We start from the raw sequence: 22,343 nt of genomic DNA, 5'->3' as shown, positions 1-22,343 counted from the left end.
GCGCCTGCCAATAACAAGAGTCCTGCCCTTTGAACCTGTTGCAACATATCGCCCAGTCGCGCCACCTGTTACGCAAATCGGAACTCAAGGTTGCCGATCATGTGCTGCTTGACCCTGCGGCCGTGATGCACAGTTCCATGGCCGACTTGGCCCACAGCGTGGGCATCAGCGAGCCGACCATCGTGCGCTTCTGCCGCGCCATTGGTTGCTCCGGCTTTCAGGACCTCAAGCTCAAGCTGGCGCAAAGCCTGGCTGCCGGTGCGAGCTTCGGCCAGTTTGCAATCCATGAAGACGACTCCGTCGCCGACTACAGCCTGAAAATCTTCGACACCACCTTGCACACCTTGATGGAAGTGCGTGAGAAGCTCGACCCGGTGGAGCTGCAAAAGGCCGTGACCGCAATGTCCCAGGCCCAGCGCGTCGAGTTCTACGGCTTCGGTGCGTCCGGCGCGGTGGCGGCCGATGCCCAGCACAAGTTCTTCCGCCTGCTGCTGACCGCCGCGGCCTACAGCGACCCGCACATGCAGGCGATGTCGGCGGTGACCTTGAAGCCCACTGACGTGGCCATCTGCATTTCCCAATCAGGTCGTTCCAAAGACCTGCTGATCACCGCCAACCTGGTGCGTGAGAGCGGCGCGTCGTTGATTACCCTGTGCCCGAGCCAGACGCCATTGGCGGAGTTGTCCACGGTGAACCTGGCGATCGACGTGCATGAAGACACCGAAATCTACACGCCGCTGACCTCGCGCATTGCCCACCTGGTGGTCATCGACGTGTTGGCGATGGGCGTGGCCATGGCCCGTGGCCCGAGCCTGGTCAACCACCTCAAGAGCGTGAAGCGCAGCTTGCGTAGCCTTCGCCTCTCGCCAAAATCCGTCAAAGCCCTCGACGACTAAGCCCAGGCCATACTCGGTCAAAGTGTGGGAGCTGGCTTGCTGTGGCGAGGGAGCTTGCTCCCGCTGACTGCGCAGCAGTCTCCGGCTTTTTGGGGGCGCTTCGCACCCCAGCGCAAGCAAGCTTGCTCGCCACAGCGAACCAGCTCCTACAGGGAGTTTGCGTCAATTTCGCAAGATTCATCATCCTGTAATCCCCGCGCCGCCAAACCGTCATCCCCCACGCCCATCCTGTACTCCCCGTACTCGCATTGGGAGACTCCAAATGACCCGGCCCTACGAAGACAGCAACAGCACCGTCAAGACCCGTCGTCAGCAGGAAGACCAGCGCCGCATGGCGTTCCGTCGCGCCATCGAAGACCGTTGCGAGGAGCGCCAGTTGCTCCAGAGCATCAGTGACTACCCGGAACTGCATTGGCAGGCACCCGTGGCTGCCCAGCGAAACGCTCAGCCAGCGCGCTGATCTGCACCCGTTCGCTGCGAATAAAGCCCAGGAACGCATGGGCCACCGGTGACAGGCGTTTAGCCTTGGCCTGCACCAGGCACCAACTGCGGTACAGCGGCAGTTCTTCCACCGGCAGCTCCTTGAGCCCGCCGGTGGCCAGCTCCAGGTTCAAGGCGTGGCGCGTCAGCAATGCCACGCCCAACCCTGCACTCACACATTCACGCTGCGCCTCGGCCGAGGCCACTTCCACCGTCTGGGTGAAGTGCACGCGTTTTTCCTTGAAGTATTCCTCGCAGGCCAGTCGCGTGCCAGAGCCCGGCTCGCGGATGAGCAGGGTATAAGGCTCCAGGTCCTGCAAGCGCAGTGGCCCTTGCAGGCTCAACGGATGATCTGGCAGCGCCACGGCGACAATAGGATTGTTGAGAAACGGCAGGAATTCCAGGCCCATGTCCTGGGGCACCATGGACATGATCACCAGGTCGTCGCGGTTGTCCGAGAGCCGGCGGATCACCTGGGCACGGTTGACCACCGTGAGCTGCAATTGCACTTCCGGATGCTGGCGCTTGAAGGCGGCGAACAGGTGCGGCACGAAATACTTGGCGCTGGACTCCACCGCCAGTTTCAGTTGGCCTTGCAGTGAACCCTGCATGTCCGACAGCTGCATATCGAGGTTTTCCAGGCGCCCGAAGATGTCGCGGCTGGCCCGTTGCAAAGCTTCGGCGGCCTCGGTCATGTAGAGTTTTTTGCCGACATAGTCGAACAGCGGTTGGCCGATCAGTTCTTCCAGCTGGCGAATTTGCAGGCTGACCGCCGGTTGGGTGAGGGACATTTCCTCGGCGGCACGGCTGTAGGAACGCAAATCACACACTTCATTGAAGATCTGCAATTGACGCAATGTCATACGCATCAATGACTTACGCATTTTATAAAGCCTCGGCCCCTTGGTGTTCCAGCCAACTATAAGTCTTTACTTATACACAACCCAATAATTATTGATTTTTGTTAATTCTCCTGTGCGCATAGTGTGTGTCTCGCGACTGTCATGAAACATTTGGTCACGCGCCGGCCCGGCTGCAACGGGTCGAAGCACGCAAATCGGCTCAAGGGAATTTCCAAGTGATAAAAAAGATCCTGATCGCCAACCGTGGTGAAATTGCCGTACGAATCGTGCGTGCCTGCGCCGAGATGGGCATTCGCTCGGTCGCGGTTTATTCGGACGCCGACCGCCATGCGTTGCACGTCAAGCGTGCCGACGAAGCCCACAGCATCGGTGCCGAGCCACTGGCCGGTTACTTGAACCCGCGCAAGCTGGTGAACCTGGCGGTGGAAACCGGCTGCGATGCGCTGCACCCCGGCTACGGCTTCCTGTCGGAAAACGCCGAATTGGCAGATATCTGTGCCGAGCGCGGCATCAAGTTCATCGGCCCCTCGGCAGAAGTGATTCGCCGCATGGGCGACAAGACCGAAGCGCGCCGCAGCATGATCAAGGCCGGTGTGCCGGTCACGCCGGGCACCGAAGGCAACGTTGCCGACATCCACGAAGCCCTCACTGAAGGCGACCGTATCGGTTACCCGGTGATGCTCAAGGCCACCTCCGGTGGTGGCGGCCGTGGCATTCGTCGTTGCAACAGTCGCGAAGAACTTGAACAAGCCTTTCCCCGCGTGATTTCCGAAGCCACCAAGGCCTTCGGTTCGGCGGAAGTGTTCCTGGAAAAATGCATTGTTAACCCCAAGCACATCGAGGCGCAGATCCTCGGTGACAGCTTTGGCAACGTGGTGCACCTGTTCGAGCGTGATTGCTCGATCCAGCGTCGCAACCAGAAGCTGATCGAAATCGCCCCCAGCCCGCAACTGACCCCGGAACAGCGCGCCTACATCGGCGATCTGTCGGTGCGCGCCGCCAAGGCCGTGGGCTACGAGAACGCCGGCACCGTGGAGTTCCTGCTCGCAGAGGGCGAGGTGTACTTCATGGAGATGAACACGCGGGTGCAGGTGGAACACACCATCACCGAAGAAATCACCGGCATCGATATCGTTCGCGAGCAAATCCGCATCGCCTCCGGCCTGCCGTTGTCGGTCAAGCAGGAAGATATCCAGCACCGTGGTTTCGCGTTGCAGTTTCGTATCAACGCTGAAGACCCGAAGAACAACTTCCTCCCAAGCTTCGGCAAGATCACCCGTTACTACGCCCCTGGCGGCCCCGGCGTGCGTACCGACACGGCGATCTACACCGGCTACACCATCCCGCCGTTCTATGACTCCATGTGCCTGAAACTGGTGGTGTGGGCGTTGACCTGGGAAGAAGCCATGGACCGCGGCCTGCGTGCCCTGGACGACATGCGCCTGCAAGGCGTGAAGACCACTGCCGCCTATTATCAGGAAATTCTGCGCAACCCGGAATTCCGTAGCGGCCAGTTCAATACAAGCTTTGTGGAAAGCCACCCTGAGCTGACCAACTACTCGATCAAGCGCAAACCCGAAGAGCTGGCCCTGGCCATCGCCGCCGCCATCGCCGCCCACGCAGGCCTGTGAGGAATATAACAATGAGCAAGAAGATCTTCGTAACCGACACCATCCTGCGCGACGCCCACCAATCGTTGCTGGCCACCCGCATGCGCACCGACGACATGCTGCCGATCTGCGACAAGCTCGACAAAGTTGGCTACTGGTCCCTGGAAGTCTGGGGCGGCGCGACCTTCGACGCCTGTGTGCGCTTCCTCAAGGAGGACCCGTGGGAGCGCCTGCGCCAACTGCGTGCCGCACTGCCCAATACGCGCCTGCAAATGCTGCTGCGCGGCCAGAACCTGCTGGGCTACCGCCATTACAGCGACGACGTGGTCAAAGCCTTCGTGGCCAAGGCGGCGGTCAACGGTATCGACGTGTTCCGCATTTTCGATGCAATGAACGACGTGCGTAACCTGCGCGTGGCCATTGAAGCGGTGAAAGCCGCTGGCAAACATGCACAAGGCACTATCGCCTACACCACCAGCCCAGTGCATACCGTGGAAGCGTTCGTGGCCCAGGCCAAGCAATTGGAAGCCATGGGCTGCGACTCCATCGCGATCAAGGACATGGCCGGCCTGCTCACGCCCTACGCCACTGGCGAACTGGTCAAGGCACTCAAAGCCGAGCAGAACCTGCCGATCTTTATCCATTCACACGACACCGCCGGCCTGGCCGCGATGTGCCAACTCAAGGCCATCGAAAACGGTGCCGACCACATCGATACGGCCATCTCCAGCTTTGCCTGGGGCACCAGCCATCCGGGCACCGAGTCGATGGTCGCAGCCCTTAAAGGCAGCGAGTTCGACACCGGCCTCGACCTGGAACTGCTGCAAGAGATCGGCCTGTACTTCTACGCCGTGCGCAAGAAGTACCACCAGTTCGAGAGCGAATTCACCGCCGTCGACACCCGTGTGCAAGTCAACCAGGTGCCGGGCGGGATGATCTCCAACCTGGCCAACCAGCTCAAAGAGCAGGGCGCTCTGAACCGCATGAGCGAAGTGCTGGCCGAGATTCCACGAGTGCGTGAAGACCTCGGCTTCCCGCCACTGGTAACGCCGACCTCGCAGATCGTTGGCACCCAGGCGTTCTTCAACGTATTGGCCGGCGAGCGCTACAAAACCATCACCAACGAAGTGAAGCTCTACCTGCAAGGCGGTTACGGCAAGGCGCCGGGCACGGTGAACGAAAAACTGCGCCGCCAGGCCATCGGCAGCGAAGACGTGATCGACGTGCGCCCGGCGGACTTGCTCAAGCCGGAGATGACCAAGCTGCGTGGCGAAATCGGCGCATTGGCCAAGTCCGAAGAAGACGTGCTGACCTACGCCATGTTCCCGGATATCGGGCGCAAGTTCCTCGAAGAACGCGATGCCGGCACCCTGGCCCCTGAAGTGTTGTTGCCGATCCCGGAAGCGGGCGGCGTGGCCCGTGCTGGCGGTGAAGGTGTACCGACCGAATTCGTTATCGACGTGCACGGCGAAAGCTACCGTGTGGATATCACCGGTGTCGGTGTAAAGGCCGAAGGCAAGCGTCACTTCTACCTGTCCATCGACGGCATGCCGGAAGAAGTGGTGTTCGAGCCGCTAAACGAATTTGTCAGCAGCGGCGGCAGCAAGCGCAAGCACGCGACCGAACCGGGCCATGTCAGCACGGCGATGCCGGGCAATATCGTCGATGTGCTGGTCAAGGTCGGCGACGTGGTCAAGGCCGGCCAGGCCGTGTTGATTACCGAAGCCATGAAGATGGAGACCGAAGTGCAGGCAGCGATTGCCGGCAAGGTCGCCGCTGTTCATGTGGCCAAGGGCGACCGGGTGAACCCTGGGGAAATCCTGATCGAGATCGAAGGCTGATTACTCAGCCTTCCAACTACCGCTTTAACCTCGGGGGGGCATGTGCCCCCTTTTTTTTGCTGATTTTTTGACCATCAGGCGGTGATTGCCGGGCTCTCCTTGCGTTTGAATTCGACAAAAATGCCCTTCGGGGTGTAGATCAATTCAGGTTCCAGGGTGGTCAGGTTACTGCTGATGGCGCCGAACCTCCCATCAATGGTGGTCGCTTTGGCGATGGGTAGCTGGCGCTTGAGCAACTCGTCGCTCTCTGGCTGTACGTCAAGGTGCAGGGTGGGGTTCCCCAACGTTAATGTGTTGCCGACGTTCAGCACGGAGTGCTGTTGATCCACGCCGATTTTGAAATTCACGCTCGATCCTGGTTTCAGATTCAGATCGTTGGTGATCCTTGTCCGCGCCGTAATCGCGGGGTCGAGCAGCAGGGTGCCGGCTACGTTAAGATTGTCGACGTTACCGCCGGAATAGCTCGCGCCCGGCTCGATATCCATTGTGCCCTTGATCCCACTACGGTTGATCAACGTCGCGTCGCTGTACACCTTGCCTTGTCGGTTGGCGTGCAGTGCACCGGTCAGCTCCCAGGAGCCTTTGCCGACCCACAGATGCTGCATTCTTGTCGCCCCTTCAAAAGTCCCTCCTTCAGCGTCGTCGAGAATCACCTGATTGGTGCCACTGCCCCCATCCACTTCGCCGTTGAAACGGCTGCCTTTCTTGATAATCAACAGATCGTCACCGCCTCCCATGTCGAGGGCTACGCCGTTGCCGCCGGTGATAACGCCCTGATTGGTCACTTCATCGGCTTTATTTCCGTCCAGCTTCACACCCGTGCCTGTTGCACCGGTGATGACCCCTCGGTTATCCAGCCAGACGGAGGTGAGCCCGGAGCTGACCAAGCCATGAACAGGCGCCTTGATCTGTACATCCGGGCTGTTGACGATTTCAACGGCTGTCATGAGGTGGGGGTTAGCCAGATTGGCGTCGCTTTGGGTCAGTTTGGCCAAGTGGTCGATATTCATACCGTGACTGCTCGCTGAGCCTGGGGTAGTCATGAGTTTGATGGTATGGGTATTGAGCAAGCCATTGGACGGTTGGCTATGGGCAGTCTTGAGCTCGCCAGACAACGCTGGCGGGTGTGCAGGTGGCTCTGCTGGTGTGGCCGGGGTGACGGCAGCGGCGAGGGACTGGGTGCCATGGGCAAACAGCATGCCCATGGAAGGGATATACGAGAATGGCGAGATCATGGTTTCCGGCCTCTTCGGTGTAGGAGGCCGGAGTGTAGCGAGCACAATCACCGGCTTAATGTCAGGCGTTGTAACCGGCTTGAGCGTGAAGTTTCCTCAGTTGCTGTCTTAAAACCCCATCTTCCATTCGCCTACCAGCCCATGGTTACGGCTGTTACTGCCGACCTCAGCGGTGTACGCGACGCTCAGTGCCTGATGAGCAGAAAGGCCTATGTCCAACCCCGTGCGCAGGGCCAGGCTGTCGCGGTTCAGCGAGACGCCATCGACGGTGAAATCACTCTTTTCTCCGGTCAGGTCAATCAGTCGGGAAGATTGCTTCACGCTGCTTTGCACGTCGCCGTAGAGGTGCTTCCAGTGGGTGCTCAAATGCGGGGACAGGCTCATGTTGTTATCAAAACGATAAAGGCTGCCCAAGCGAAGCCCCAGGGTGCTGCTGAGGTTTTGCTGGGTTTGCGCACCGACATTCAACGCCGCAAAGCCGCCTTTTTCCTTGAAGCCTTCACGATGGTAGCGCTGGTACCCCAAGCCTGCGAACGGCTCGACGCTTAACGTATCCTTGCCCAGCTGGTAGCCCATTTCGCCAAACACGGTTTGGCTTTGGGCCGTGTATTTGCCTTTGAGTTGCTCGCGATAACCCAAGAAGTCGATATCGACACCGCGTTTGTTTTGCCCGTCATGGTTGCTGTAGATGGCACCCAGGCGCAGAGCCAGCGGGCCGTCCTGGCGTACGGCGTATGCGCCCAGATGCCAGCTGTCGAGCGCTGCTTTGAAACGCTTGTGCTCAAACTCGCTTTCGGATTTGCCTCCCACCACACCGGCACGCCAAGCGTGATCGACTGCCCAGTCGGCGCCCAGAACAACGGCCTTGGTGCTTTGCTGCAACCCGACGCTGCCATATTGGCCGTCAAGTTTGCCGTTGTGGCTGAGGCCTTTTACCCAGATGCGGCCATCGGCATCGTCTGCGACGTTTGCTGGCAGGTCGCGCAGGACCGAGAGCAGCGTGTCGCTGACCTGTTGCGTGCTCATTTGGGTGGCTGCGGCAAGGTTGGCATTCTGGCTGCCCGCGAGTTGTTCGAGGGCCTGAGCGACCTTCCCCGGTGCGAGGTTATTGAGGTATTCGCCGATATTGCCCAGTTCGTACCTGTCCCAGGGGGTGAGTTTGTCTGATTCAAGTAGCGATTTGACCGCCGCGTCCACGGCCAGCGCCAGGCGCTGGCCGTTGCGAGTGTTTGTGTGTTCGGCCAGGTAAAAATCGACGGGGGCGTCTGTCGAAAGGCGATGCAAGACGCCGTCACGATTGATTGACCCGGTCAGTTCTGTGATCCCGGACCGATCGAACACGTGTTCCACGCTTCCCTGCGCTTGGGCAAATTGAATGCTGCTGGCGGCCAGCCCGAAGGACATGACGAGCACGAGTCGCTGTAAGGTGAATGGCATGCAGTCCCAACCTCTTGATTAATGAGGCCGGGAATTTAGGCGAGGTGAGGGGGGGATAACTGTCAGGCCATCGACCCCTGATTTGCGGGAGTTGTCTCTAGTACGGTGCGATTAAAAACTCATCTGCCATTGGCCGGTCAGTGCATGGTTGCGGCTGTTGCCGCCCACTTCGCCTGTATAGCCCAGGCCCAGGCGATGGCGGGCGGATAAGCCCAGGTCCAGGCCCGCTTCCAGCAACAGGCTGTCCCGATCCAGGGCGCTGCCTTGCACATTGAACGCCGTGCCTCCCGCCAGGAAAGCCTGGCCGGTGGTGCTGTCGACATCGCCATAGGTGTGCTTCCAGCCAACGCTGGCGCGGGGTGTGAGGCTGACGCCGTTGTCCAGCTGGCTCAGGTGCGCCAGGCGCAGGCCGAAGGTGCTGCTGAAGTTGTCCTGGGTCTGGCCCTTGACGTGTAACGCAGCGGCGCCGCCTTTTTCTTTATAGCCGTCGCGCTGGTAGCGCTGGTAGCCGAGGTTGGCGAACGGCTCTGCGCTCAAGCGACCTGTGCAAAGGGCGTAGCCCAGTTCAGCAAAAGCCTGCTGGCTGTTGGCGTCATAGTCGCCTTTGGGGCGGTCGTTAAAACCGTTGAAGGCCACCGTGCGTTTACTGTCGCCTTGGTGCCCGCTGTAGGCAGCACCCAGGCGCAAGGCCAGTGGGCCACTCTGGCGCAGGGCATAGACGCCGGCGTGCCAGCTGTCGACGCTGCCGTCCACACCGGCGGTGTCCAGGTCGGTCTTGGAATAACCCCCCAGCACACCCAGGCGCCAGTCGCCGTCCAGCGCCCAATCGGCACCGAGCACTGTGCCCTTGGTGCGTTGGGTCAAACCGTCACTGCCGTGCTCGCCGTCGAGCTTGCCGTAGCTGCCGATACCTTGCAGCCACAGGCGGCCGCGGGCGTTCGGGTCATTGAGGTTGCGCACCTCGGCGGGTACGCCGGTGGCCGCCAGTGCGGGTGTGTCTTTGCCGTCCAGCCCCACCAGCAGTCCCGCACCGCCGCCCACCTGGTGCATGGCGGCGAGCATGCTGTTGCCAACTTGAGCACTGGCATTGAGGGTGGCGCTGGTGAGGCTGGCAGTGCTGCTGCCCGCCAGTTGCTCGATGGCTGCACCGGCTGTGGCGGTGGTGGTATTGAGCAGGGCGTTGTACAGCGGATTGTTCGTGCCCAGGCCCGCCAGGCTGCTGGCGGCGCTGGCACCGTTGGCGGTGCTGGCGAACTGGTTGAAGGCGATGTCGTTACGTGTGTACGTGAGGCCGACCTGAGTGGCGCTGTAATCCAGGGTTGGGGTCAGGAAGGCGTAGTCGCTGGTGACCTTGCCAAACGTGCCGTTGATGCTGCCGGCTTGCAGCACGCTGTAATGGCTTTGCCACGGGTAGGTGCCTTCGCCGGGGTTGACCGCCAGGGTCGCGCCATTAAGGTAAGCGGTGCCGCCGACCTTGATCGGTGCGCTACTGCCGTCGGCGTTGACGCCATAGGCGAGGGTCGAGCCGCTGCCCATGCGCAAGTCACGGCTGATGCTGGCGGTACCCAATGCGGTGTTGGTCTGCAGGGTGCCGTTCATCAGCAGGCTGCCCACCGAGCCGCCGCCGGCATACACACCGCCTGCATCGACCGTCACATTACCGGCAATGCCGCCTTGGTTGACCAGCTTGGCACCGCTGGAAATCTCGCCGCCGTCGCTGAAATCACCCTGGCCGGTCAACGTCCAGATGCCTTGCTTGACCTCCAGCCATTCAAGGTTGCGGCTGTCGCCAAAACTGCCCCCTGCGACGTCGTCCAGGGTCAGTCGGTCGTAACCGCTGCCGCCGTCCACTGTGCCGATAAAGCGGCTGCCATTGCGCAAGATCACGTGGTCGTCACCGCCGCCCAAGTCCAGGGCCAGGCCATTGCTGGCACTGATCGTGCCGCTATTGATGACTGTGTCGGCGTAATTGCCGACGAACTTCACACCAAAGCCATCCAGGCCTTGAATCGTGCCGTGGTTCTCCAGGGTGGTAGTCGCAAGCCCGGGCCCGTCGCTGCCGTCGTCCACCAGGATGGCATTGTTGGCACCACTGATCAGCGCGCCCTGGGCGTTGTAGATAGCGCCGCCGCCCAGGGCGATCCCGTCGCTGCCGTTGGCAAAGCCGTTCTTGTCGACACCCCCGGCGCCGACACCCTGGATGACGCCGTAGTTTTCGATATGGGCGATCTTGTCGATGTCCACGCCGTCACCGTCGCCATCCGGTTGCAGCCCGGAGAACGCGCCGGTGATGGTGCCGTGGTTGATCACAGTGCCGTCGCCATCGGAACCAAAGCCCGAGCCGTTGCGGCCGATCACCGTGCCGTAGTTGGTCAGCGTGGCGCCCTCGTCCGTGGTGATGCCATGGCGGCCACCGGAAATCAGGCCGTAATTGGTGACCGTTACGCCGCTGGCGGAGTCGATGTCCACGCCATCGAACTTGTCATCGCGGGAGAAGGTGTTGCCGGTGGAAATCTCGCCGTAGTTAGTGATAGTGGCGTTGGCGCCGGTCTTCATGCCGTCGCTGGCCTCCCCGCGAATCAAGCCACCGGCACGGTTGATGATGGTGGTGGTGACGTTGCTGCTGCGCAGCGCATCCAGGTCCAGCCCTTGGCCGGTGGCCGAGCGAATGGTGCCGCTGTTGTCGATCAGCACGCTGCCGCTGGCAAAGTTACTGTTGATGCGCAACGCATCATTGGCGCCTTGGATCACCCCGCCGGCAAGGTTGTAAATGCCGTACCTGCGCTCCCCGCTGACACTTCCTGAACTGTCGATACCCCGACCGCCACTGGAGACCAGCTTGCCCGCGTTAGTCACCACCACCCCCGCACCGCGGGTGCCGTCCTTGAGCGTCACCGCCACCCCAGAGGTTGTAATGCTGCCAGGCGCCGACGTGGTCAACGTATCACTGTCCCCCAAGGTTTGCCCCTGGGTGGTAGGCGTGTCGATCTGCAGGGTTTTGGCTGCGGCTGCTTCGATGAAACCACCGCTGGCCAACAGGGTGATGGCGAGCGCGAGGCGTTGAGGAGACGGGGGCATGCTGGGCGACCTTGTTATGGCAAGCGAGTCGACCTGTATAGCGGAGGGGAGTTGCAGGAATGTGTCGAAAAGATGACGACAATGAATATGCAATCTATTGCAGATCCTTGAGCCTATTCAGCCTGAGCGCTGCAATATATTGCACATTCTGCACGTCAACCGCGCCGCACGTAGCCCTTGCCGAAATGCCGCTCCATCCGCGCCTGGATCAATTCGAGCCCCAGGGACATCACCCAATAAATGATCGCCGCCGTCGTGAGCATCTCGATATAGCGGTAGCTTGAGCGGCCATAGGACTGCGCCAGAAACATCACTTCCCACACGCCCATCACGGAGATCAGCGACGAATCCTTGAGCATTGAGATGAACTGGTTAGTGGCCGGCGGGATGATGGTGCGCATGGCCTGGGGGAGGGTCACGTGCCAGAAGATCGCCCTGTCGCGCATGCCCAGGGCCAGCGCAGCCTCGCGTTGACCATGGGGCACGCCGAGGATGCCAGCGCGGAAAATCTCGCTCAGGTAGGCGCCGTAATTCAGTGACAACGCGATGATCCCGGCGACGATGGCGCCTGGCACCAGCCCCAATTGCGGCAGGCCCAGGTAGATCAACAGGATCTGGATCAGTAGCGGCGTGCCGCGAAAGAACGAGGCGTAGAAACTGGCAATGCCGAACGCCACGGCACTTTTGGACAGGCGCCCCAACGCGGTGATAAAGCCCAGCACCGACGACGCGACAATGGCGCACAGGCACAAGAACAGCGTCAGCGCCGCGCCTTGCAGGAAGCCGTTGGGCGCAAGGTGCAGGCCGACCAGGTTGGGCAGCTTGTCGAGGATGATCGAGAACTTCAGGTCAAAGCTAAGGAAGAAACTCGCAAACAGCGCGAACAGCGCCGCCCAGGTCAGGTAAAGCCGTAGGCGAAAACTCATCGGCTTATATCGGCGCCGATCCATTTTTGCGACAGCGCGCTCAAGGTGCCGTCCTGCTTGAGCTGGGCGAAGACCTCACGCACTTTGCTGTCCCACTGCGGGTCGCCTTTCTCGATGGCCACCGAGTTGGGCTCCGAGTACAGCGGCGCACCGGCGAGCTTGAAACGCTTGTCCTGGGTCAGGCGCGGCTGCGCGGTGACCAGGTTGGTGAGGATCGCATCCAGGCGCACGCCAGCGCCCAGGCCCAGATCCTGGAACGCCACGTTGTCGGTGTCGTACGGGGCGATCTGCACCTCCTCGAACGGGTACTGCAACTGCGTGTCTTCGGCGCCTTCGATCACCAGGTTCTTGTTCAGGTAGCTTTCGTAGCTCGAGGCGCTGGTGAGGCCGACTTTCTTGCCGCTCAGGTCCTTCGCTTCGTGGATGCGATCGTCCTTGGCATTGACCACGATCACGGCGGGTGAGGCGTAGTACTCCACCGGGAAGTCGAACACCTCGGCGCGTGCCTTGCTTGGGGTCATGGAGCAAATGCAAATGTCGTAGCGCCCGCTCCAGCGGCCGGCGGCGATCACGTCCCAGGATGGGGTTTCCAGGCGCAACTTCACGCCCAGTTTTTGCGCCACGGCCTTGGCCACGTCCACGTCGAAACCGTCGAGCTGATTCTGGTCATTGAGAAATGAAAACGGTGGATAGCTTTCCATCAGCACGCCGACCAGCTCTTTCTTCTGCTCGACACGATCCAGCGTGGCACCGCCAAAGGCTTGGGTTGAAGCAGCCAACATCGTCAGGCCCAGGGCCAACAGCGGTCTGAATTTCAAAATCGAACACCTGAATAAAAAAGAGGTTGTTATTAACCGAACGGTACGCATTAAATAGTTATAAGAACGACTCTCATAGTGAGTTATTTTCATAAGCATATGAGTAAAAAGCATATGGGCGCAGTAAGCACAGTAATTCTCGATGGTGGCATGGGCCGTGAACTGCAACGCCGTGGCGCGCCGTTCCGTCAGCCGGAATGGTCGGCACTGGCCTTGAGCGAAGCGCCGCAAGCGGTGGAGGCGGTGCACGCGGCCTACATCGACAGTGGTGCTAATGTGATCACCAGCAACAGTTACGCGGTGGTGCCGTTCCACATTGGCGAAGCGCGGTTTGCCCAAGAAGGGCAGGCGCTCGCCGCCCTGGCCGGTGAGTTGGCGCGACGGGCGGTGCAGGCCTCCGGTAAAGCCGTGCAGGTAGCCGGCTCACTGCCACCGCTGTTTGGCTCTTATCGCCCAGATCTGTTCCAGGCCGAGCGCGTCAGTGAGTTGCTCACCCCCTTGGTGAACGGCCTGGCGCCGCATGTCGATCTGTGGCTGGCGGAAACCCAGAGCTCAATCGCTGAAGCGCGTGCGATCCATGCCGGGTTGCCGAAAGATGGCAAGCCGTTCTGGCTGTCGTTTACCTTGAAAGACGAAGACACCGACGAGGTGCCGCGCTTGCGCTCCGGCGAACCGGTGGCGGACGCAGCCGAGGCGGCGGCGCAACTGGGCGTGCAGGTATTGCTGTTCAACTGCAGCCAGCCGGAAGTGATCGGCGCGGCCATTGATGCGGCGCGGGCAACTTTCGAACGATTGGGTGTAGCGATTCAGATCGGCGCCTACGCCAACGCTTTCCCACCGCAACCCAAGGAAGCCACGGCCAACGATGGTCTGGACCCGTTGCGCGACGACCTCGACCCGCCCGGCTACTTGCAATGGGCGGCCGATTGGCAAGCGCGCGGCGCTAGCCATTTGGGTGGGTGCTGCGGCATCGGACCCGAGCATATTGCGGTGCTGGCCCAGAAGTTGGCTGGCTGAGCCTAAGTTCCGAGAGTCGCCACCCTCCAATGTGGGAGCTGGCTTGCCTGCGATGGCATCAACTGGTTTGCCTGATACACCGAGGTGTCTGTATCGCAGGCAAGCCAGCTCCCACACATGTGAGTATTAATCCCGACACTCTGTGAGTGTCTTCAACTGGCCCGAACCACTCTGGTTCGCCTGCGACAACCACGCCTCAAACCCGGCACCGACCTTCGGCCATTCCGAATCCAGGATCGAATACCACGCCGTATCGCGGTTCTGCCCCTTGACCACCATGTGCTGGCGGAACACCCCTTCAAAACTGAACCCCAAGCGCTCGGCTGCGTACTTGGACCGCGCGTTGCCGTTGTTGCACTTCCACTCCAGCCGACGGTAGCCCTGCTCGAACGCATACTTGGCCAGCAGGTACACCGCTTCGGTGCTTTTCGGCGAGCGCTGCATGGGTGCGCCGAAGGTGACGTGGCCGATTTCGATACGGCCTTGCGCCGGGACGATGGACATCAGGCTGAGGATGCCCTGAACCTGGCCCGTCGCACGGTCGATCACGCTGAAAAAGTACGGGTCGCTGTGGGCTGCGTGATTGTTCAACCAGGCGTCGAAGGCACTGCGCTCGGTGAACGGGCCGTAGGGCAAGTAATCCCACAGCTTCGGATCGGCCCCTGGGCCGTCAAGGGCTTGCCACAGTTGATCGGCATGGCGCGCCGGGTCGAGCTTTTCCAGGTGGATAAAACGCCCTTCAAGCAGTTGCGCAGTCGGCGCCGGGACGCCTTTCCAATCAGCGAGGGAATTGATCATGCAGTGCTCCTTAAAGACCTTTGCGAAATTGGATGAAGCCTGGGCGTTCGGCGATGCGCTCATAGAGCTGGATCGCCGTGGCGTTGGTCTCATGGGTCAACCAGTGCACCTTGCAGCAGCCATCGGCCTTGGCGGTGGCGTAGACGAATTCGATCAGCTTGCGACCGACGCCTGTGCCACGTTGGGCTGGGTCAACCAGCAAGTCCTGCAGGTAGCAGGAGTTCTCGATGCTCCAGTTGGAGCGATGGTAGATGAAGTTGACCATGCCCACCGCCTTGCCGTCCTCCCAGGCCAGTGCCGAATGGGTCGGCTCGCTGGGGTCGATCAGGCGTTGCCAGGTGCTTTGGCTGACGGCGTCCGGCAATTCGGTGTTGTAGAACGCCAAGTAGGCCTGCCATAGCGGCAGCCAGGCGGCTTGGTCGGCGGCTGTGACCTGGCGAATGTCGATCAAGCTCATTCTGAAACTCCTTGGGGAATAAAGCGGGCGAGGGTCTGGTCACGTACATCGGCACTGGCGGCCAGGCCGTCACGGACACCGGCCATGTCGGCGGCGCTGCGGTTCTGGCTGAGTTTGCGTTTGCCCACCAGGCGTTCGATCGGCAGGGCAAAGCCGACAATGGCCTTGAGCATGCCGTCGATGTAGTCCGCCGGTGCGTCGCTGACACGCCAGGGTTGGGCGCGGGCGCTTTCATGGCGGTCGGTGAGGGCGGTGACCACCTTGAGCAAGCGCTCGGCGTCGCTGAATACCGCAGGCGTGCCATAGGCGTGCACGGCGATGTAGTTCCAGGTCGGGACCACTTTGCCGTGCTCGGCCTTGGCGGGGTAAAACGCCGGGCTGATATAGGCGTCGGCACCGGCGAAGATCACCAGCGCTTCACCGCCATTTTGCAGCTCGCGCCATTGCGGGTTGGCCTTGGCCAGGTGACCGTACAGCGTGCCATTGGGCCCTTCATCGGGGTTGAGCAGCAAAGGCAAGTGGCTGGCTTGCAGGCCGTTTTCACCCACGGTTACCAACTGCGCCAGACGGGTGTGCTGGATCAGTTGCTGGATTTCGGGCAAGTCATCGAGAGCAAAGGCTCGGGGTGTGTACATGGAGATATTCCTTGGCGAATGCCTGCATCCTAGGCAGGCTATTGGTTCGTTGTAAGAGCCATCTCGCGCTATTTTCATAGGTCCAATATGCCGCCTGTTTCGCCACCGCTGTCCTTCAACCCCGCCGGTATCGAGCTGGACCGCCGCCAGGGCCTCACGCGCCAGCTTTATGAGGCCCTGCGCCAGCGGGTATTGGATGGGCGATTGGTCAGCGGCACGCGGTTGCCCGCAACCCGAGATTTGGCGACAGCCTTGTCGATTTCCCGCAACAGCGTGGTGCGCGCCTACGACCAGTTGTATGCCGAAGGGTTTATCGAGAGCCGGGTGGGTGATGGCACCTATGTTGCCCAATTGCCGATGCCCCAAAAACTATCCACAAAAGTATCCACAGGGTTGTCAACAGGCTTATCCCCAGGGTTATCCACAAAATGGGCAAATTTACCCGAGGATTTGGATGACGAAGTTATCCACAGTGCCGGGTTGGCGCGGGTAAAAGACCACCACCTGCCTCAGCCGCCTTCGGGGCCGCCTCGGGCATTTCGCGTGGGCGTACCCGCCTTCGATCTGTTCCCGTTTGAGGTATGGGCCAAGCTGAATGGGGCGTTCTGGCGCAAACCCGACCTGGAACAGCTGTGCTATGGCGACCCGGCAGGTGATCGCCGCCTGCGCGGTTTGATCGCCGCGTACCTGCGCAGCTCGCGTGGCATGCAATGCACGGCTGAACAAATTGTGATCACCAGCGGCGCACAGCAGGCCATCAGCCTTTGTGCACAGTTGCTGGTGGAGCCTGGGGATGGCGTGGCGGTGGAAAACCCTGGCTATCGCGCGGCCGGCCATGCATTCGCTTTGGCCGGGGGGCGACTGCACGGCGTGCCGGTGGACGGTGAGGGCATGGATTGCCAGGTGCTCAGTGCCCTCAATGATTGCCGCGTGGCGTATGTCACGCCTTCCCATCAGTATCCGCTGGGCGTGGTGATGAGCCTGGCACGCCGCCTGGAGTTGCTGGCCTGGGCCGAGCGTTCAGGCGGCTGGATCGTGGAGGACGATTACGACGGCGAGTACCGCTACAGCGGCGCGCCGCTGTCACCATTGGCCGCGCTGGATCGCAGTGGCCGCGTGCTGTACGTGGGCACCTTCGGCAAGGTGGCGTTCCCGGCGTTGCGCCTGGGTTACCTGGTGTTGCCACCGGGCCTGGTGCAAGCCTTCACCCGGCGCCGCGCGGTGGATGTGCGTCACTCCGAAGTCAGCACCCAGGCGGTGATGGCCGAGTTCATGGCGGCGGGGCATTTCCAGCGGCACATTCGTCGGATGCGCCGTGCTGCGTTGAGCCGACGCAATGCCTTGTTGGCTGGATGGCCAGAGGCATTAGCCGGTGTTGGCCCATTGCCCAACGTTGCAGCGGGGCTGCACTTGACGGTGCGTGTCGACAGCGTGTCCCGCGAGCAACAATTGCTAAAGCAAGCTCATGCAGTCGGTGTAGAGATCAACGGCTTGAGCACCTATTGGCTGCCAGACTCCAGCACACCGCCGGACCAACGCGCCGGCCTGGTGCTGGGGTTTGCTGCCATGCCTGAGTCGGGCATTGCGCAGGCGCTGGAGCGTTTGCGTCTGGCTTGGCTGCCATAAGCCGATCAGGTGTTGAAGAACAGCGATTGGGCCAGTTGGGCGCCGATGCTGCTGCGATGGATTTCAATCATGTCCCAGTCACTGGGGCCGGTGCGCTGATAGGCACCGCCTAGACGTTGTTGCTCGCGGGTCTTGAGGTGATCCTTGGTGAAGTTTTCCAGCGCGGCATCTTTTGTTTCATAGTGAAAGTGCGCGTACCACAGCACAGTGCCGTTTTCTTTGTCGCGAATCTCGTACTCGTCCAGATAGTCCTTTTTGGGCCCCTTGAGGGGGCGGCGGCTGATGACCTTGACGATGCGGATCAACCCTTGGCTGTTGAGCCAGTCAACCCGTTCGGCGGTTGGCGCTTGATGCTTGATCATGTCGATGTAGTGTTTTTTACCAAGCCGATAGAGGCGTTGCGCCGCGTCGTTGAGCTGGCGCTTGGTTGAGGCGGCAGAAGCGTGATCGCTTTCAGTAAGATTGCGCTGGGTCAGGGCTTCTTCGATATCGTTTGAGGCTTTTTCCAGCGCCTTTGCATGATCATCGAACATGTCTTGAATATCCTGCGGCGCATGCCAGGGTTTCCTGGAGAAACCCTGGTATTTACGGGTTTCAGCTTGTTCGCCATCCAATAGCGCTTGCCCCGTGTTGATGCTGGTGTCCAGATCCACAGCTACCGGTGCGCTTGGCTGCGATGGGGCTTTCTGCCGTTTAACCCAGACTCCCGGTGCCTTCTCATGAAACGTGGCGAGCACCTTGCCGGTCATGTGTGCCTTGACGTCGACCAACGAACTGTCTGCTTCGCGGGGCTCACCCATCACCAAGCCGTGATGACGTGTCTTGATCACTTTACGCCTTGGGGCGGGCTCGGCCCTGGAGCTGCCGGGCTTGGGCTGCTGGGCTTTTTTCTCTCGCAGCAGGTAGGCCAGGTCGTGGATGGCCCGTTGGCTGAACTCGCTTATTTGCAGGCGAAAACGTTCGAGGCGGGGTTTGAGCAAGTGCTGCGGGTAATCGGCATGCAGATCCAGCAGGCGTTGGTCGGCGCTGGAAAATTGCTCAACGAGGCTGTTGAGCACCTCGATACGATTATCCAGCGAGGCGCCATTACCGCGTTCAATAATCTCACTGAAACTTTCAACGTTGATTTCGGCTGAATCGACGATCTGGCCCATTCGCTCACGCACGGTGGCTGGAACCTGGCTTTGCGTCTCATCGATACACAAGTAACGACCCAAGCCAATCTCAAGAGATTTGAGTTCAATGAGCGTGAGCTGCGGCAACTCTCGTATGGTTTTACGAATGATAGCCGCGCCTTCATCTCCCAGGGTTTTAAGTTCGTTGAAGCGGTCGTTGATGAATTCCAGCCGCCTGATGATGCCAAGGTTCTGAGTGGACAGGGTTTTTGCGATTTTTGCCTGGTTTTTATAGTCAATGTCTACCTCGGCATCAAGAACCGGCAACGACGCCTTCAAGGCTTTCTTGTAGCTCTTCACCTGTTGCTCCATGGCTATTTGTGTCAGTTGCACCTGTTGTTTCAGGTAACCGCTCATGTTGCTCTGGTAGGTGGGTACGGTGTCGATGATGCTCAAGGACTTCAGCTGGCTGATCGCTTCGTCGTACGCCGCCAGCCGCCTGTCGACCTTGTCGATGAACGCTGTACGCTGCAGGTCCGTGGACGGCCCCGGGGTAGCGTCCAGCGCGGGCTTTGATTCAAGCACGTCCAGTTGTTGACTGGCGGCGACGGCGTCAAAGGCGTTGAGCTGCCTCTTGAGTGCTGCAATGCGCGCAGGCTGATCGACCTTGACCGCCCGCCGGCGGTTTCTAAGACCGCCGCCGCGCAGTCGCAGGCGGATGTCGACAAACCACTGGCCCGCCAGGTTGCCGATCAGCGGCGGGCCTGTACGCAAGGGAGATTTGGAGTCGATGATAATGACACTGTCGTTGTCATCCACGATGACTTCGAACCAGCGCTCACCAACGGGTGCAAACCACCGATCCGCGAGTGGATAGAGATTGAGGTGGCGGCCGGGGGTTTTATTTTGCTCGCCAAGCTTATCGGGTTTGGCAACATTAAAACTGTCGAGTGTTCTGGCCAGTCCCAGGCGACTATGGCTCAGGGCGCCGCGCGTGTGTACGGCACCTTCATGCTTGGCAGGTAGTTGATTGTCGGGAATATCCGGTTGCTGCACGCAGGTATATTTTTTCTCGGCAACCGGCGGTTTGCTCACCGTTTCGATTGTCGTTTGTTCGGATTCAGGCTCAATCCTGGCCGCATCGAACTGCTTTCGAGGTCGCGGATGGCGCAGGGCTATATGCAGAGTCAGCGCCATTCCCAGGTTGAGGAATACATCCACCAACGCAGTCCAGGCCGTTGAGTGGTCATCCTTGTTCACGGCCTCCTCGGCAGCTTGCAGGTCGTCCATGATTTGCCAGATCCAGGCGGCGACTCCCAGGGTGCGGCCCATGAACGGCAGCGCGGCACTGAATATTTGCCAACCTGCATGTCGAAAGGTCGCCCACCGTTTCTGTACGTTGGATACCGACTGGCGTGTTGCCAATTCGACCATGGCATTGGCATTGGCCTTGAACAGCGTCGCTAACGCGTCATTGCCTATTTCTTCGTTGGTCAGCGTCACGGGGCCGCTCATGTACAGCACGGTAAGCGGCTCGACCAGTGCGCGCACCACGGTCCAGGGCGAGGGAAGGGTGTCGGGGAACACATATTGTGCATAGTTGAAGCGTTGCGCGTCGGGCAGCCAGGCCAGCACTGACTCGCGCAAGGTACGGTCATGTTTGATGGCGTACAGCAGGTTTTGCCGCGATGCAAATTGCATCAGCGTCGGTTCGAGCAGGGGCCGATAAAGCACGCAGGGGCCGGCGTCGGAATGCCTCGGGCCGATCACGAACATATTGGCGACCACGTCTTGCTCATGGCCGGGGCGCAAGGTGGGCACAAAGGCCAGGCAGCGAATGACAATGGGCTGCCCATCTACTTTGCGCTCCTGTTCTTCGTTGTGCATCACCGCGGCGATGTAGCGGTAACCGCGTTCATCGACGCCGCCCTGGCCGCGGATTTTCATCTGCAAGGCCAGCAGTGGCAGTTGCACCTGAAGGTGGCGGGTGTAGATCTGCTGTCGATGGCGCGATTGCAGCGGATCATCGAGCAGTTTTTGTTTGACCAGGGCTGGGTAGTTCTGGCCTATATCAATGTCTTCTATGACGTCTTTCAGAAAGCGGTAAGTCAGCCAGGTGGGTACACCGTTGTCCTTGCCGTTGTAGTGCACGGTCGCGTTGCCGGTAGGCAAGCCGGTAAGGTTTTCCAGGGCCAGGTCGATCAGGTCACGACGAGTGATGTCGACGGCACCCGGAATGACAAATGTGCCCCACAGAACCGGGCTTTCAATCACAACCTCGACCTTATCCAGATTCAGACTCACGCCCTTTTCCGGGACGCGGATATGGCTGTGCAACTGAGTCCGGGCATAGTCACGAATAGACGGAATGCCGTCCTGGAATGTTTCGCCGTGGTAATGGGTGTGCAGTTGGGCCAGGTCGATCATATAGCGGCTGTAGGCGGCGGTATCGGAGTCCGTCGCCGAGGTCAGCCAGTCCGGGAGTTGTTGGTGAATCTGGCGAATATTCGACAACTGGTGATCGCTCATCTCTTCGATGCTCGGCACGATCCGGGCGACAGTTGGGGCGGGCGGCTGATCCTGCAGGCCGGCCCCGCCGAGGCTGCCAATGACCTGGATTTGCAGCGAGATCAGCGTGCAGGCCAGCGCATCGAAGAAGTTGCCATCAGGCTCGTACAAGCGCCATTGCAAGGTAGCGTCCTGCTCTGGTGCATTCAGCCTTGCCGGCAGCGAAGCACCGAACTGGGCCAATGACTCGAACGTCTCATACCCGCTCACAAGCGAGTGCGTCAGCACCATCGGGCGGTTCTCGTGTTCGCCCACCAATACGGTAAGGTCCAGGAAGTAGAGGTGGGTAGACTGGCCATCTTCAAGAATATCCACGTCAACCAGGTAGGCATGGGTTTTATAGGGGTCTTTCAGCGAGCGCCTGGCTCGGTCGGGCTCATGAAAAACCGTGCGGGCCATGGCGCATTCGTGCTCATCCAGACCTTGCTCTTCGGTGATGTTCCACACGTTTCTCAACGCGCTGGAGAAGGCCTGCCAGCGTGGGCCGGCTGCGCCATTGGACGCGTTCCAGAAGTCCAGCTGCTGCTCCTGGAACGCGGCGAACAGCAGGTCTGATAACTCGTTGATCAGACGTGCAATGGCATCGATTTTCACCGCGAGGTGTACGGGAGCCGTAGCGTTGGGTTGTAGCGTGAGGAAGTGTTGACCGTCGAGGTAGGTCACCCTGTCGCTGGACAGTGCCTGATGAGCAAGCACCGAGGTGAGTGATTCCACAGTAGCGGGCGCGCGCTCGACGGCGTTACCGACCACCTCCCATTGAGGGCTGACTACCACGGCCAGATCGGGGTCGATATTCAGGTTGGGATACAGCTCTTTGAGTGCAGAGCGCAGTGTGGCGGCGGCAACTTCCCGGGCGGTGGGGCCGGTGGTTAACTGGGTAAGCAGTTCATAGGTACTGGGCGGGCGGTGATTATTAGCGGTGTCATTGGGCATGTGCAGCTCC

At 60.3% G+C, this 22,343-nt stretch carries 16 protein-coding genes; 6 read left to right on the top strand and 10 right to left on the bottom strand.

What is annotated here, in order from left to right; genetic code table 11:
* Nucleotides 1-29: 29 nt before the first annotated feature.
* Together hexR and ACP7CZ_RS14670 are read left to right on the top strand one after the other, a co-directional pair.
* Entirely contained in the window at nt 30-896 is an 867-nt protein-coding gene (hexR, locus tag ACP7CZ_RS14675) for a transcriptional regulator HexR (protein WP_003177007.1), read from the top strand.
* A 262-nt stretch (nt 897-1,158) separates the two neighbouring features.
* Nucleotides 1,159-1,356 carry a PA3496 family putative envelope integrity protein gene (locus ACP7CZ_RS14670; RefSeq protein ID WP_073526287.1) on the top strand — a complete coding sequence of 66 codons (198 nt, stop codon included), beginning with the start codon at nt 1,159-1,161 and terminating at the stop codon, nt 1,354-1,356.
* Here the strand turns inward: ACP7CZ_RS14670 and ACP7CZ_RS14665 are convergent.
* Complete coding sequence (locus ACP7CZ_RS14665; RefSeq protein ID WP_034129151.1) at nt 1,286-2,260, bottom strand: LysR family transcriptional regulator; 975 nt, start codon at nt 2,258-2,260, stop codon at nt 1,286-1,288. The genes ACP7CZ_RS14670 and ACP7CZ_RS14665 overlap by 71 nt on opposite strands.
* A gap of 194 nt (nt 2,261-2,454) precedes the next feature.
* On the opposite strand from ACP7CZ_RS14665, the gene ACP7CZ_RS14660 reads away from it, so the two are divergent.
* Entirely contained in the window at nt 2,455-3,870 is a 1,416-nt protein-coding gene (locus ACP7CZ_RS14660; protein ID WP_003195732.1) for an acetyl-CoA carboxylase biotin carboxylase subunit, read from the top strand.
* An 11-nt stretch (nt 3,871-3,881) separates the two neighbouring features.
* Nucleotides 3,882-5,690 (top strand): sodium-extruding oxaloacetate decarboxylase subunit alpha, encoded by a 1,809-nt coding sequence (oadA, locus tag ACP7CZ_RS14655; RefSeq protein WP_034129149.1) that lies wholly within the window; start codon nt 3,882-3,884, stop codon nt 5,688-5,690.
* Between the two features lie 74 nt (nt 5,691-5,764).
* On the opposite strand, the gene ACP7CZ_RS14650 is transcribed toward oadA, so the two are convergent.
* The 5 genes from ACP7CZ_RS14650 to ACP7CZ_RS14630 form a co-directional block, all read right to left on the bottom strand.
* On the bottom strand, nt 5,765-6,700 hold the full coding sequence (locus ACP7CZ_RS14650; RefSeq protein ID WP_197900104.1) for a hypothetical protein: 936 nt from the start codon (nt 6,698-6,700) through the stop codon (nt 5,765-5,767).
* 333 nt (nt 6,701-7,033) lie between these two features.
* The gene (locus ACP7CZ_RS14645) at nt 7,034-8,329 is read right to left on the bottom strand and encodes an autotransporter outer membrane beta-barrel domain-containing protein (RefSeq protein WP_426174548.1); all 1,296 of its coding nucleotides are present in this window, start codon (nt 8,327-8,329) and stop codon (nt 7,034-7,036) included.
* 144 nt (nt 8,330-8,473) lie between these two features.
* Nucleotides 8,474-11,440 carry an autotransporter outer membrane beta-barrel domain-containing protein gene (locus ACP7CZ_RS14640; RefSeq protein ID WP_294188521.1) on the bottom strand — a complete coding sequence of 989 codons (2,967 nt, stop codon included), beginning with the start codon at nt 11,438-11,440 and terminating at the stop codon, nt 8,474-8,476.
* Nucleotides 11,441-11,595: 155 nt separating this feature from the next.
* The gene (locus ACP7CZ_RS14635) at nt 11,596-12,366 is read right to left on the bottom strand and encodes an amino acid ABC transporter permease (RefSeq protein WP_014720547.1); all 771 of its coding nucleotides are present in this window, start codon (nt 12,364-12,366) and stop codon (nt 11,596-11,598) included.
* Nucleotides 12,363-13,184 (bottom strand): ABC transporter substrate-binding protein, encoded by an 822-nt coding sequence (locus ACP7CZ_RS14630; RefSeq protein WP_034129145.1) that lies wholly within the window; start codon nt 13,182-13,184, stop codon nt 12,363-12,365. The genes ACP7CZ_RS14635 and ACP7CZ_RS14630 overlap by 4 nt, the downstream gene beginning before the upstream one ends.
* A gap of 114 nt (nt 13,185-13,298) precedes the next feature.
* Here ACP7CZ_RS14630 and ACP7CZ_RS14625 point away from each other — a divergent pair, with 114 nt between their 5' ends.
* Nucleotides 13,299-14,201, top strand: coding sequence for a homocysteine S-methyltransferase family protein (locus ACP7CZ_RS14625; RefSeq protein ID WP_034129144.1), 903 nt, complete (start codon nt 13,299-13,301; stop codon nt 14,199-14,201).
* Between the two features lie 126 nt (nt 14,202-14,327).
* On the opposite strand, the gene ACP7CZ_RS14620 is transcribed toward ACP7CZ_RS14625, so the two are convergent.
* Genes ACP7CZ_RS14620 through ACP7CZ_RS14610 form a run of 3 tightly spaced genes read right to left on the bottom strand, consistent with a single transcriptional unit; the run spans nt 14,328 to nt 16,091 of the window.
* Nucleotides 14,328-14,999, bottom strand: a complete 672-nt coding sequence (locus ACP7CZ_RS14620) for a GNAT family N-acetyltransferase (RefSeq protein ID WP_054916941.1) — start codon at nt 14,997-14,999, stop codon at nt 14,328-14,330.
* Nucleotides 15,000-15,009: 10 nt separating this feature from the next.
* A complete protein-coding gene (locus tag ACP7CZ_RS14615) occupies nt 15,010-15,456 on the bottom strand; it encodes a GNAT family N-acetyltransferase (protein ID WP_057975231.1) in 447 nt (148 codons plus the stop codon).
* Complete coding sequence (locus tag ACP7CZ_RS14610; protein WP_034129141.1) at nt 15,453-16,091, bottom strand: FMN-binding negative transcriptional regulator; 639 nt, start codon at nt 16,089-16,091, stop codon at nt 15,453-15,455. Before ACP7CZ_RS14610 ends, ACP7CZ_RS14615 begins: the two co-directional genes overlap by 4 nt.
* Nucleotides 16,092-16,178: 87 nt before the next feature.
* Between ACP7CZ_RS14610 and ACP7CZ_RS14605 the strand changes: the two genes are divergently transcribed.
* Entirely contained in the window at nt 16,179-17,717 is a 1,539-nt protein-coding gene (locus ACP7CZ_RS14605) for a PLP-dependent aminotransferase family protein (protein ID WP_197900107.1), read from the top strand.
* Between the two features lie 5 nt (nt 17,718-17,722).
* On the opposite strand, the gene ACP7CZ_RS14600 is transcribed toward ACP7CZ_RS14605, so the two are convergent.
* Nucleotides 17,723-22,333 carry a dermonecrotic toxin domain-containing protein gene (locus ACP7CZ_RS14600; RefSeq protein WP_252949192.1) on the bottom strand — a complete coding sequence of 1,537 codons (4,611 nt, stop codon included), beginning with the start codon at nt 22,331-22,333 and terminating at the stop codon, nt 17,723-17,725.
* Nucleotides 22,334-22,343: the final 10 nt, after the last annotated feature.

The sequence above is a fragment of the Pseudomonas sp. DWP2-2 genome, from assembly GCF_049897065.1.
In the GTDB taxonomy this organism is placed as follows: domain Bacteria; phylum Pseudomonadota; class Gammaproteobacteria; order Pseudomonadales; family Pseudomonadaceae; genus Aquipseudomonas; species Aquipseudomonas paracarnis.
The sequence above is the reverse complement of the archived record's forward strand: the minus strand, read 5'-3'. Positions and strand labels throughout refer to the sequence as shown.